At 74.0% G+C, this 12,366-nt stretch carries 8 protein-coding genes; 2 read left to right on the forward strand and 6 right to left on the reverse strand.

Features of this window, described 5'->3' with window-relative positions; translation table 11 throughout:
* Positions 1-32: 32 nt before the first annotated feature.
* The 3 genes from ACSUPR_RS06045 to ACSUPR_RS06055 form a co-directional block, all read right to left on the reverse strand.
* On the reverse strand, positions 33-2,078 hold the full coding sequence (locus ACSUPR_RS06045; RefSeq protein ID WP_436889981.1) for a hypothetical protein: 2,046 nt from the start codon (positions 2,076-2,078) through the stop codon (positions 33-35).
* On the reverse strand, positions 2,068-2,916 hold the full coding sequence (locus ACSUPR_RS06050) for a hypothetical protein (RefSeq protein WP_436891886.1): 849 nt from the start codon (positions 2,914-2,916) through the stop codon (positions 2,068-2,070). The genes ACSUPR_RS06045 and ACSUPR_RS06050 overlap by 11 nt, the downstream gene beginning before the upstream one ends.
* Before the next feature lie 136 nt (positions 2,917-3,052).
* Positions 3,053-3,763, reverse strand: coding sequence for a Crp/Fnr family transcriptional regulator (locus ACSUPR_RS06055; RefSeq protein WP_436889982.1), 711 nt, complete (start codon positions 3,761-3,763; stop codon positions 3,053-3,055).
* A gap of 844 nt (positions 3,764-4,607) precedes the next feature.
* Between ACSUPR_RS06055 and ACSUPR_RS06060 the strand changes: the two genes are divergently transcribed.
* On the forward strand, positions 4,608-5,657 hold the full coding sequence (locus tag ACSUPR_RS06060; protein WP_436889984.1) for a hypothetical protein: 1,050 nt from the start codon (positions 4,608-4,610) through the stop codon (positions 5,655-5,657).
* A 262-nt stretch (positions 5,658-5,919) separates the two neighbouring features.
* On the opposite strand, the gene ACSUPR_RS06065 is transcribed toward ACSUPR_RS06060, so the two are convergent.
* Positions 5,920-6,888, reverse strand: a complete 969-nt coding sequence (locus tag ACSUPR_RS06065) for an SEC-C metal-binding domain-containing protein (RefSeq protein WP_436889986.1) — start codon at positions 6,886-6,888, stop codon at positions 5,920-5,922.
* Between the two features lie 334 nt (positions 6,889-7,222).
* On the opposite strand from ACSUPR_RS06065, the gene ACSUPR_RS06070 reads away from it, so the two are divergent.
* Entirely contained in the window at positions 7,223-8,920 is a 1,698-nt protein-coding gene (locus ACSUPR_RS06070; RefSeq protein ID WP_436889987.1) for a hypothetical protein, read from the forward strand.
* Positions 8,921-9,207: 287 nt separating this feature from the next.
* Here ACSUPR_RS06070 and ACSUPR_RS06075 read toward each other — a convergent pair whose 3' ends face one another.
* Entirely contained in the window at positions 9,208-10,512 is a 1,305-nt protein-coding gene (locus ACSUPR_RS06075; protein ID WP_436889990.1) for a DUF5685 family protein, read from the reverse strand.
* A gap of 177 nt (positions 10,513-10,689) precedes the next feature.
* On the reverse strand, positions 10,690-11,754 hold the full coding sequence (locus ACSUPR_RS06080) for an SEC-C domain-containing protein (protein ID WP_436889992.1): 1,065 nt from the start codon (positions 11,752-11,754) through the stop codon (positions 10,690-10,692).
* Positions 11,755-12,366 lie beyond the last annotated feature (612 nt).

The following is a 12,366-nucleotide window of genomic DNA, read 5'->3' on the forward strand; positions in this document are numbered from 1 at the left end:
CCGTCGACGCAGACGCCCTATCACCATGTTCCTCACTCCCGGTTCCGGTCCTCGATCAGGGCCCGGTGCATCTCCTCGACCACCTCGACCCCTGGGGGATGTGTACTCCGCCAACGGCGCAGCGAGCGGTCCAAGGCGTGGGCGAACCCGGCGTCGTTGCGAGCCGCCCACAGCAGGACGACCGCGGCGTGGGCGTCGGCGAGCGCCACCTCGGCCAGGGCGTCCGTCCAGCGCCACAAGGCGCGTCCTGCCGAGGACGGGTCAGTGGCGAGGGCGCACCAGGCCCGGGCCACCGTCCCGACATCGACCTTCTTCGAGAGCAGCTCCTCCCATAGAAGGAGGCGCTGGTCGTCCTCACGGCACAGGATTCGTTCCAGGACCTGCAGTGCCAGAGCCGAACGTCCCCGGCCCTCCTCCGTCGAGGTCCACTCGATCAGCGTTTCCATCACCGATGTGAGGTCGTCGGTGTGGGCGGCGATGTCGTCCACGGCATGACGCAGCGAACCCTCCCAGGTAGGCCACGCCTTGTCCGCGATGTGCCCCAGACGGGTCAGGGCCGTTCGGGGCTGCACCCGGCCGTAGACGCGGCACACCTCCATGACCATGCGATCGGCCGGAGTGGTCCGCGGGGAGATGGCGATCCGGTACAGCCGGGAGCGCACGGCCGCGCCCAGCTCGGGAGTGACCGCGGCCTCTGCGATCGCCGAAACGGCCGCCAAGCTCAGGGCGGCGTCGTTCGCCCAGCGGTCGATCAGTGCCTCGACCGGCCGCGGGTCCCGCTGGCGGACCGCCAGCGCACACCACCTCTCGGCCACCCGGGTCCGCTCGTACCATGGCAGTTCCCGGGCCGCCTCCCCGGACCACTCCTGGAAGTCGGCGCGGGCGTCAGGGTATTCGCACCACAGGTGGTCCAGGGCCGCCGCGGATCTGTCCCTGTGCACGAAACGGACGCGGTCACCCCTGGTGTGCGCTCCGATCTCCTTGAGGTGGGCGCCGAGCCCGTCTCCGGATATGGGGGTCCGCCACACGGAGGGCACCCGCCACCGTTCGGCGAGGCGCTGCGCGGCGCGGACGACGTTCGCCCGTGTCGCCCCTTCCAGGACCGCCACCGCCTCCAGGAGCACGCGGCGGAACTCCGTCTCCGTGTCGTTCGCGTCGAACAGACCGCGCACCTCCACACCGGTGTCGGAGTGCTCTTCGAGGGTGTACCCGATCCACTCGGACACCTCCTCCTCGGTCGAAGTCCCCGCCCTCTCCGCTGTGCGGACCGCGACCCGGAACAGCGCGACGGCGTGTTCGGGGCCGACCTCCTCCAGGGCTTTGCGGACCCGTAGATCATCGAGCCACCGTACGGTCAGGCTCGCGCCGTAGTGTCCGGTCATGGCCCGGCGGAAGACGTCCACGGCCCGGGCAGGCGCCTCGATGCGCAGGTGGGCATGGTGCTCATGTTGTTCGTCCGTCCACTCCCCCGGGCGTGCGATGACGACCAGCAGGGAACCGCTCGACCGCACGTCCTCGACCAGCCCCCGGACGGCCGTCCGCTGGAGGTGGCTCGGTCTGCGCAGGTGGGTCAGGTCGAGCAAGCGGGAGCATGCCGCTCCCGCGGCCGGGCCGACCAGTCCAGCCAGTCCGGCGTCGGAGGCGTCGGGATCGGCGACCACCTCCTGGACGGGAACACCCCGCCTCAGCGTGGCCAGGGCGTGGATGGCCGATGTGGCCCGGCCGGTCCCCGGCTCTCCGGTGATGATCCCGGTGCCGTGGCGGTCGAGATCGGTGGTGAAGACCCGGTACCGGTGCGGGTCCTCGGGGTGGAAGGCGGACAGGACGAACTCGACCCGGCTCGGACCCACACGGGTGGCCTTGCGCAGGCGCCGGGTGGCGGCCTCGCCGGTGTACTCGCGGTATTCGTGGAGGTGGACACCACCGTTGACGGTTGCGGCCTGGACCGCCTGCCCCTGGTTGGTGGAGATGTGGTGGTCGCCGCCCGAATCCGAGGGCTGCGAATCCCCCTCGGGAGGAAGGGTCTCTTCCGAGGCCTCGGGCCATTCCTCGAACGGCAGCGGCTGCTCAGCCGCCATTGGCACCGCCTCCGAAGTTCACACCGCCGTTGACCGTCCCCATCTGAAAAGCCTGGCCGTCATTGCGGCCGACGCTGAAACTCGGGCCCGGGCCGTCGGTGCCGGAGGCGTCCGCTGAGCGCTCCGGGGAGCCACCGGTGCCTTCACCCTCCCGTTCCTGCTCCCCGTCGCGGTTCACGGAGTCGGGGTTCCACGAGGGAGTGGGCACGAAGAGGTATCCCTCGGCCTGGAAGCCCTTGCTCTGGACGGTCGCGGTCACCGGCTTCCACCGGCGGGGGTTGACGGTGGTGAAGCCGCCCAGGACGACATCCTCGAAGACGCGCCGGGAGATGATCGCGGCCAGCAGGGTGGTGTCGGGGTCGGAGTCCTTGAGCTCCTGGCGCACAGGCTCGGAGTCGAGAAGGCGGTGGGTGTCGATCATGGCCTGGCCCATGGCGTCGATGCCGCTGCCGTCGCCGAGGTCGGGCAGTGGACCGACGTCGATGCTCAACCGAAACCGCATGCGCAGGTTCCGGTCGCGGGCGGCCAGGTCCGGCTGGACCTCCTCCAGGACCGTCTGCAGGTTCGACAGCAGGGGGCTGATGAGGAAGGGCAGGTGATGGGGTTCCGTCCCCAGGACGAAACCGTCTCCGCCGTGCCGGGGGAACCTGCGGTCCGTCCAGACCGACTCCAGGTCCGAGCGCTTGAAGGCCTCCTCCAGTACCCGGGGGATCAGCACCCCGATGGTCTGCTGGTTCACGGCTTCGGTGGCGCTGAACCGCTCCATGTCCACGGCCAGGACGGCGCGGTAGGGCGGCAGCGGGGTGCTTCCCCCAGAGCTGGGCCTGCTGTTCTCCATGAGTTCCATCGGGTCTCCTCGTCATGCGCGCGGCCATCCTCCGATCGGCCGTCGCCAGCTTCCCGGTTCCGGAAGCCGCGTACTGTTCACTTCCGAACATTCGAGGCCATGAGTGACGGGCGCCACCCCGCTCCGGTCACTCGGGGTCCTCGCCGTAGGCCAGGGCCTCCAACGCGCCCAGATCGAGAATGGCCACGTACCGGTGTCCGGTGCGGATCAGGTTCCGCTCCTTCAAACGGGTGTAGGCGTGGTGGACCGAAGTGCGGGACAGACCGACGAAGTCGGCGATCTCCTGCTGGGGGAGGGGGACCCGCAGGAGCCGCCCCTCACCGGGGGTCTCCGGGGCGTCGGTGAGGGCGGCCGGGGTCGGTTCGCCCAGCATGCTCGCCAGCTGGACCAGGGCCGCGGGCAGCCTGCGGTCGGCGGGGAGGGTCGCCTGCTGCACCCGCAGCCGGTCGCTCTCGCCCTGGCGCTGGAGAACGCTCTGCCACAGAGCGCCCTCCAGGTCGAGCTCCCGCAGCCTGTCCCGGAAGACCCGGGCCGGCAGGTAGGCCGTGGCGCCGGTGCACAGGGCCGTCACCGTGGCACTACGGGTGTTCTCCTCCCCGCCCAGTACCGACTCGCCGAGCACCTCACCACAGGCCCGGAAGGCGAGGGGCACGGAAGAGCCGTCGGCTCGCACCACGACCACCCGGACCCGACCGGTGAGTACGAGATGGACCCCGCTCGCGTCATCGCCTTGGTGCAGGAGGGTTTGCCCTTCCACGAAGGGGATCCTGCTCGCGGTGGAGACGAGTGCGTTCCACTGCCCATCGGTGAGCAGTCCTCCGAATCCGCGCCTGTGCATGCGGGTCTCCTTTTCACGAACGTGTACTGCCGCCCATCGGCCTGTCCGGATTCTCCTGGAGCTACGGCCGAGGAGTGGCCGAATGCCCGGAATCGGCCACTCCCGAAGGGATTCGGGGAAGTACGTGCGGGCCGGACATGCGGCCGTGAAAAGGGATCATCCAGAGGGCATCGCCCCGAGCCATTCACCGCACTCATGCAGATCGTGTATATCGCCAACCACATAACGATATCCAAGCTCACAAAACCGAAAGCTCCGTGTTCCTCTCCGGACCGGGCAAAGCACGTTCCTGGGAGGCGCCGAGATGGGTGTTTCAGGTGCCGCTCGGAGGAATTCCTGTGGGACCCGCCGTCCGCATAGTTGGGGTGAACAGGGGCACCAGCAACTTCGCGATCTGGGCGTACACCGACACCGGCCGGGATCTGCTGGTCAACGCGATCGGCGCCTACAGTGGACAGGCACGCCTCGCGGAGGGGACCATGCTGCCGGCCATCACGGCCGAGGGCGGGGGTCCCTGGCCCGGTGACGTCGGCGGATCGGGAATCGAGGGCGGCCGGGTGTTCCCACGCCCTGGCACCGCAGGACCGCCGGGGCTCCAGAGGTCCGCGGGATCACCCGGGTCCACCCGTCCTTCCTCCTCACCGACCGCGGGCAGGTGCGTGCGGAGCTCCTCCGGGTCCGGCGCCCGGAAGGTGTGCCGCCAGCCATGCGCGTCGGCTCCGCCAACAGCCTGTCGGCGTCCCACGGGCACGCAGGAGAGACTGAAGTGTCCTTTCCGAGGTGTCCGACGGGTGCGTCGGAGCATCCGGGTAGGTGCCGGAAATCCGAGAACGACAGGGGCACGATGCGGGAGATCCGTCTACTGGGCGAGGGGTGGGGCAGGGCCCGCCTCCAGTTGGTCCAGGACACCTTGCTGGTCACCGTGGAGGACGAACACGCATCCGGCCCTCTCAGCGACGACCACCTCGCGATCGCCTTCGACCTGCCGAGCCGCCGCCCCCTGGGCCCCGCGGCCTCCTTCGCCTCCCCGGTCCACCTGGCCGAACTTCCCTCATTCGGCTCCGCCCCGGTCCTGGCGTCCCTCACCTCCAAGACCCTGGTGATCAACGACGTGCGCGATGGTTCCGTCCTGGAGACCTTCCCCCTGCCCGGCGTAGGGACGGGGGAAGGGTTCCAGGACGCGTGTCATCTGGCCGTGGGCCACCACGGTGGCCGTGACCTGCTCTTCCTGCACGAGGGCGGCGGGGGTCCCTACCACCGTTCGGTGTCCGCCGTGGACCTGGCCACCGGCGAACCGCTCCCGGCCCTGGGGGACGACCACTTCCGTTACCGGGAGGTCAGCGAGTGCCTCACCCTGCGGCACGGCTACCTGGCATGGCCCGGCACCGAGGAGGTCGTCGAGTTCTGGGCCGACGGCTTCGACGTCGTCGACAAGCCCTTCGTCTACGTACAGCGGGCGGACGACGGCGCCCGGGTGGGCAAAGTCGGGCTCGACCACGGGGTCCCCGAAGACCGGGCAGTGGAGATCGCTCACGCGGCCGGGTGCACCTACCTCGCCGAGGCCGGGGACATCTTCACCCTGCCAGGCCTGGAGCCGGTGTTCCCCGAGGGAGACCCGTGGACTGTGGTGTCGCGGGTGACCGAGTGGGACGGACGACCGGTCGCCGTCCTCGTCCGGGAGCAGGGGCATCCGCAGGAACTTCCAGGGCGGTTGTACCACCTGTTCCTGGACACGGACACGCCGAGGAAGGTCGCCCTCCCCTGGTCTCTCCCGCCGCGGGTACACGACCTTGCGGCCGCCACCGACGGCACGATCGTGGTCTCCTCGGCCGAGGGTGTCCACGCGTTCGACGTGGATCCCGCAGCGGCCGCCCGCACCGATCCACCGGATTGAGCCGGTCGGTATCGGAGCGGGTCCGGTCCCCACCCGAACGGCCGAGGGTGCTCCGGTCTCCCCACCCGGGGGACACGACACGGCGCTGTACCCGGAGGCGGCCGAGCCGGCCCGGAAGGTGTACCGACTGTAGGAGCGCCTGGGGCGGGTGGAGGAGGGACGGGCATTCGTCGACGGGCCGCAGAGCGGGCACCGGTGCAGGCTGCGGTTCATGGCCGAACTCGACCGGGTGGGCCTCGAACGGTGACGGCGCCCGTGCCGGTCAGGGGAGGGCGGGGGTGCCGCAGCACTTCTTGTACTTGCGGGTGGAGCCGCACCAGCAGGGCTCGTTGCGGCCGGGCGGCCAGGGTGACAGGCGCGGGGAGTCGGCGGGGGTCACCTCCTCGGCCCATTCCTCCAGGAGGTCGTCGCAGTCCAGGTCGGGATGTGCGCGGGCGAGGGGGGAGATCTCGGCGGGGTCTGCGAGGAGCGTGAAGAGGCGGGCGTCGGGATGGGCGCGCTTGGCCTCGCGGAGCTCGCGCTCGGCGGTGGTGTGGTGGTGGGCGGCCTCCCCCGCGCGCAGGAGGCGCGCGTCCTGGGCGGCGGCCAGGGAGTCGCGGGAGAAGACCGGGCGGACGACCTCGGGGACGAAGGGGGCATCGGGGCCCTCCGCGGTGTCCCGGTCGTCTGGGGCGGTCAGGGCGACGCGGTCGTGGCCGTCCGGTGCCGGCCCCGGGCGTTCGCGCATCCGGGCCCGGCCCCGGAGCGGCATGAGGTCGAAGGGGTGGGCGCCGGCGGCCTGCTCGGCCGGGCCGGCGAGCAGGTGGCGGCAGGCGAGGTTGTAGCAGTGCAGGGCCTTGTCGTGTTCCCCGGCCTCCTCGAACTCCTCGGCGAGCAGGTGGGCCGGTCCGGGGGCCGGGTGCCGGTCGCGCAGGAGGGAGTCGACCAGGGCGCCCGCCCGGTGGGGTTCCCCGTCCCTGCGGAGCAGGTCGGCCGGGGAGTAGGGCGCGTACCGGCGGACCGCCGGTTCGGGGGCGTGCTCGCGGACCGCCTCGAGCAGGTGCCGCGGCCGCTCCCCGTCTCCGGTCCGGTCCGGGTGCTCGGCGGCGTCCAGGAGGAGGTCCAGGGCCTGGTCGGGGTGGCGGTCGAGGTCGGCGCGGTCGGCTTCGGTCAGCCCCGCCCGTTCCAGAGCGGCCCACAGCGGTGCGGGAACGACCCCGTCGAGGCCTGTCGGAGGGTTCTCGGTGTCCATGTTCCGAACCTAGAAGATCCGCGGAGGGCGCGCCGGGTGTTCGCGCGGGTTGTGGACGGCGGGCCCGGGATGGGGATTCGGTCGTCCGGCGGGTGGGATCTCGACGGGTACATGCCTGCCGGGCAAAGGGCGGTGCGAGGGGTTTTCGGGCGGCTGGGCGGGGTGCGGGCGGGTTGTTTCGGGGGTGCGGGCGGGATAGGGGCGGACCGTTGTGGAAAGTGGCTTCCGGTTGCACGAAACCGCCCCCGGTGCGGGCGCTCAGACGATAGAACGGTGGTCGTTGCACGCGGTGAGGTGGTCGTCGCGGACGGTGCGGTGAGAGCGGGGAACGGCAATGGTGTGCGCGGGTGCGGACGGCGGTGGGCCGGACCGGCCGCGGGTCGTCCCGGAGGACGGGGGCCCCTCGGCCGCGGAGGCGGGGGCTGATGCCGTCGCGGAGGACGGGGACGGGCTCCCCGCCGGCTGCCCGGTACGGGCTCTGGTGTTCGAGCGGGAGTACGGGCACTTCGAGGAGTCCCTGCCGATGTCGGGGTGGGGCATGGGCGGACGCGCCTCCTTCGCCCCGCCGAGCGAGGCGTCGCTGGCCGGGGCGGCGGCGGAGACCGTGCCGCTGCGCGACCTGCTGGGGCTGGCCCGGTGGGTCGCACCGGAGAAGCCGCTGACCCCGGACGGGGCGCTCGGCCCCGACGACGTGCGCGCCGCCGTGGAGGAGCTGGGGCTGTGGCCCGCCGTGTCGGAGGAGGCCGCCGCCGAGCGCGCCGACCGGCTGCGGCGGCTGCGCGGCGCCCGGGACCTGCCCGAGTTCGCCGCGCTGTGGCGTGCCGCGGTCGACCTGGAGGTCATCGAGGCCGATTCCGGGACGGCACGACCCGCCGCCGGGATCGCGGGCGGGGACCCCGAGGAGCTCCTGGACGTGTGGGAGGCCCTGTTCCTGTCGGCCGTCGAGGGGGACGAGCTCCCCGGCAGGGAGGTCGGCGGGGAGGAGGTCCTGTCGGCGGCCCTGTGCATGCTGCAGGAGATGCCCCGGGGAGCCGAGGTGCCGCTGATGGACCTGGTCGACCTGGCGCGGGACCTGAGGCGAGACCGGGACCCGGCGGAACCCGAGCACCTGGCCTATCCCGCGGTGATCGAGGCGATGTACGCCGGGGTGGTGCGGCTGGCCAGGGCCGGTGCGGTCCGGCTGGTCGGGCGCTCCCCCGCCGGGCTGCTGGTCCCGCACCGGCTGGGCCGCGGGCGGGCGCCCCGGCCGCTGTGGCCCGGCGCCCAGGAGACGATGTCGACCGAGCCGGTCGACGGCGCGGTGGCGCTCACCGCGCTGGGCCGCTACGGGGCGCGGCTGCTGCTGCCCGAGGGCGGACCGCCGCTGGGCGGGGTGCCCGCACCGCGCGTCGGGGAGTCCTTCGGCGGCGGGGAGTCCGGGGCCGAAGGCGGTGGGGAGCCGGGGGCGGACGGTGCCGCCCGGCTCCTGGACTCGCTGAGCGCCCTCCCCCTGCAGTGGCACGCGGCCGAGGTGGGGCCGTGGCTGGCCGGGCGGACGGACGCCGAGGCGGTGCGGGAGATCGCGGCCGCCACGGGGGACCCGACCCCGCTGGGGGCGCTGCGCCGCACCATCGGGGTGTCGGTGCTGTCCATGGTGGGCGACGGGGCGGCGCCGGAGCTGCGCGCCCTGCTCGCCTCCGGGCGCCCGGAGGCGTCCGGCCTGGCGGCCGGGGCCCTGATGGCCCTGCCCGGGACCCCGCCCGAGGAACACCGGAGGCTGCTCACCGAGTACGGCCCCTGGTGGGCGATCGACACGGTGTCCGGGCTGCTGGCCCTGGGCGAGGAGCACCTCGCGGAACTGCTCGACCCCGGGAACGAGGAGGGGACCGATCCCCTCGGCGAACTCCTGCTGTCCGGGGAGGAGCGGGTGGGGCGGGTCGACCACCCCGCGGCGCTGCCGGTGCTGGACGCGCTGGGGCGCCTGCACCCGGACGAGGAGGTCGCGGCGGCCGCGCGCCAGGCGGCCGACAGGGTTCGCGCCCGTCGGGGCTGACGGGGACGAGCGTCCCGGGCGGGCCGTTCTCCCCCGCCCGCCCGGGGCATCCCGCGCGCCCCGGGTCGTTGCCGGTCCGGGGCACGCGGCCCGGTGGCCGGTCTCATGGCCGGTTCCCGCCGGGTGGTGTGATGGCTCGGGGACGCGCCGACGGCGGGCCTGCGGCAGGTGTCGGGGCGTCGTCTCGGGGGTTCCGGGGTCGAACGGGGCCGAGCCGGTCGGGAACCGTGCTCACGCCGGGGAGGCCCGCCGCCGAGCGGGTCGGCCCGCTGCGCGGCGGAGGGCGATCAGCCGTCGCAGCAACAGCAGCAGTGGTCGCAGTTGCAGTTGCAGTCCGGGCAGTCGCAGCCGTCGCACCAGGCACTGCGCCGTTTTCCCGACCAGGGCCCCGGGTGGGGGTCGCGGCAGCAGAGCTGGCACGTGCAGCACATGAAGAGCGCCACCGCGCAGCCGGTGAGGGGTCCCCGGCGCTTGGGCGGGTGGTGCAGTTCCGGGGTGTTGCAGGAGCAGGAGCCGCAGCAGCCGCCTTCGGAGCCGCGGCCGCCGCCCCCGCCGCCGTGGGAGTCGTACCCTCCGCCCCCGGAGGCGCCGCCGTCGTCGCGGCGCCGCTTCCGTTTCCGGTCCGGGTGCCCCTGTCCGTGGGGGTGGTGCGGGCCTGCGGGCGGGTACTGGTCGGGGTGCGGGTGCCCGTGGAGATGACCGTGCGGGTGCGGGTGGCCGTGGCCGGGCTGGTGGTGGCCCGCCTTGGAGAAGGTGCGGTCGACGGCGCGGCCGAGTTCGCGCACCAGCAGGGCGCGCACCAGGCGGTCGTCGGTGAACACGGCCTCCGCCAGGGCCAGGCGGACTCCCAGCACCGCGCCGTCGCACAGTTCGCGGGCCCGGTCCAGGCCGGTACCGGTGGCGGTGAGCGGGTTCCAGGCGCCCCGGGCCCGGTCCTCCTCCAGGTCCTCGACGGCGTCGAGGAGGTGGGCGACGCGGCCGAACAGGCGGCCCGCCTCGCGCAGCGGCTCGGCGTTGGTCGGGCACCCCGCCAGGACGGCGGTGTGCGCGAACGCCTCGCCGGTGGCCTCCTCCGCGGGGGCGGTGACGGTGAGGACGTCGGTGCCGGGTCCGGCCGAGAGTTCGAGTTCGCGCTGGCGGTCGATGACCGCGAGCAGGGTGGAGCCGTCGATCCCGAGGCCGTCGCCGGAGGCGGTGGCGCCGCGCCGCCAGCGTTCGGCCACCCGGCCCGCGAAGGCGCGCACCCCGGGGCGGGCGTAGATGCCGTCGCCGTCCTCGATGTGGTCGGCGATCTTGGCGGAGGCCAGCAACAGGGACACCGCCGCGGCCAGGCGGGCTCCGGCGCCGTCGGCGGCCCGCGCCCCGCGCATGCCGCGCAGGGGGCAGCGGCCGGCCTCGCGGGTTCCGGCCTGCTCCGGCGCCTGGGCGGCGGTCAGGACGGAGATGACGAGGCCGTCGTAGTTGGTGGCGATCCTGGAGGCCTGGCCGTGGTCGTCCCGCAGGGCCAGGCACAGTCCGCACATGTGGGCCATCCACTCGTCGGCCAGGCCTTCGGGCAGGGTGTGCCGGCAGGGACGCAGGATTCCGAACACGGGGCGCCGCCTCACTTCGGGTCGTCACGATGTCATGGACGACGGTTCGATGCGCGGTACGGCCTCCGGGTTCCGGCCTTCGGTCCGGTGTGCGGGGCGGCGTACGGAACGCTTCGTCCCCGGACCGGGTGCGTCCGGTCCGGGGACGTGCGGGAGGGCGGCGCGGCGGGTGCGGGGTCAGCGCAGGGAGGCGGAACCGCAGCACTTCTTGTACTTGCGGCCGGAACCGCACCAGCAGGCCTGGTTGCGCTCGGGCGGCCAGGGGGCGACGTCCGGGGAGTCCGGCGCAGGGACCGCCGAGACCCAGGCCCGGAGGGTGCCCGGGTCGGCCGGGTCGAGTCCGTGTTCGGCGGCGAAGTCCGCGATCTCGTCCGGGGTGACCGCGATCGTGCCCAGGTGGACGCCCGGGAATCCGCGGGCCTGGGCGCGCAGGGTGCGCTCGATGCCGTGGTGGTGGGCGGCCGGGTCGTCGGCGTCGGCGGGCAGCAGGCCTCGCTCGCGGGCCCGGTCCAGGGCGGGGCGGGGGTAGAAGGCGTGGTTCTCGCGCACGGTCTCGGGGACCGGGCGGGGGGCGTCGGCCGTCTGCGGGGCGCCGGTGAAGGCCTCGGGGAGGGGGCCGTCGAACAGGGACGGGGCCCGGTCCGGGGCGTCGCCCGCCAGGCGGCGGAGTTCGGCGGCGGCGTCGGGCAGGTGGCGGTCGGCCTCGCGTGCGGCCAGGTCGTGGCCGTCGGGGGCGAGGCCGAGGCGTTCGCGGACCGCGGCCCGGCCCAGGAGGGGCATGAGGCCGATGCGGTTGAGGTCGGCGACGGTCTCGGCCAGGCCGGACAGGATGCTGCGACAGGCGATGTTGTAGCAGTTCAGGGCGCGTTCCAGGGCGCCGTCGGCGGCGAACTCCTCGGCGAGGAGGAGGGCGAGGACCCGGTCGAGGCGGCCGGAGTCCAGGAGGCCGGCGACGAGCCGGTCGGCGGTGTCCGTGTCGCCCCCGCGGCGCAGGAGGACGGCGAGGGCGTGGGTGGCGTACTGGCGGTGCGCCTCCTGCGGGGCGTGGGCGCGCAGGGCGTCGAGGAGGGCGCGGGCGCCGTCCGGGTCGGTTTCGCCGAGGTCCACGGCCGCGTCGAGGAGGATGTGGGCGTCCGCGGCGGCCGCGAGGGCGGTGCGCCGGTGCTCGGGAAGGGGGAGGGCGTGGACCGCCTCCAGCAGCGGTCGCGGGAGGGCGGCGGGGACCGGCGGTGTTCCTGTCATCCCTCCAGGTTAGGAGCGGGCGCCGCCCCCACGCGCCGGTCTCGGGGAGGGAGGGGAAAGGCCGGGGAAGGTCACAGGAGGCCGGGGTGGGAGCCGAGGCGGGTGGGCGGAGGTGGCCGGGGGCGTCCGGGGCGGGTGGGCCGGCCGGGGTGCCCCTTCAGGCCGACCGGGACGCCCTTCGGGCTCACTCAGCGGACGGGCCCACCGGGGTGCTTCGGAGCCGCCCGGCAGGCGGGCCCACCGGGGTGCTTCGGAGCCGCCCGGCAGGCGGGCCCACCGGGGTGCTTCGGAGCCGCCCGGCAGGCGGGCCCACCGGGGTGCTTCGGAGCCGCCCGGCAGGCGGGCTCACCGGGAACACTCTTCGGAACCGCCCCGTGGGCGGACCCACGGGGCGCCCTTCGTGCTCGTTCCGTCGGCGGGGCCGGAACACCGCCGTGATGCGGGCACGCGGGCGCCGGCGGCCGGGGAACCCGGAGAGGTGTGACGTTCTCGCGGTCTCGGTCTCGGTCCCGGTCCCGCGGCTCATCCCGGTGATCGGCCGGAGCCGGTCGGCCGCCGCGTCCTCCCGGCCCGCCGACCGACCGGCGCGAACGCGCCGCCGGGACGGGGAGC

The sequence above is a fragment of the Nocardiopsis dassonvillei genome, from assembly GCF_964273065.1.
GTDB classification, from domain to species: Bacteria; Actinomycetota; Actinomycetes; order Streptosporangiales; family Streptosporangiaceae; genus Nocardiopsis; species Nocardiopsis dassonvillei_B.

Excerpts from the sequence above, each read along its gene's own strand:
- ACSUPR_RS06060 (WP_436889984.1), top strand. The coding sequence starts at position 4,608 with ATGCGGGAGATCCGTCTACTGGGCGAGGGGTGGGGCAGGGCCCGCCTC.
- ACSUPR_RS06045 (WP_436889981.1), bottom strand. The coding sequence starts at position 2,078 with ATGGCGGCTGAGCAGCCGCTGCCGTTCGAGGAATGGCCCGAGGCCTCG.
- ACSUPR_RS06070 (WP_436889987.1), top strand. The coding sequence starts at position 7,223 with ATGGTGTGCGCGGGTGCGGACGGCGGTGGGCCGGACCGGCCGCGGGTC.
- ACSUPR_RS06080 (WP_436889992.1), bottom strand. The coding sequence starts at position 11,754 with ATGACAGGAACACCGCCGGTCCCCGCCGCCCTCCCGCGACCGCTGCTG.
- ACSUPR_RS06050 (WP_436891886.1), bottom strand. The coding sequence starts at position 2,916 with ATGGAGAACAGCAGGCCCAGCTCTGGGGGAAGCACCCCGCTGCCGCCC.
- ACSUPR_RS06065 (WP_436889986.1), bottom strand. The coding sequence starts at position 6,888 with ATGGACACCGAGAACCCTCCGACAGGCCTCGACGGGGTCGTTCCCGCA.
- ACSUPR_RS06055 (WP_436889982.1), bottom strand. The coding sequence starts at position 3,763 with ATGCACAGGCGCGGATTCGGAGGACTGCTCACCGATGGGCAGTGGAAC.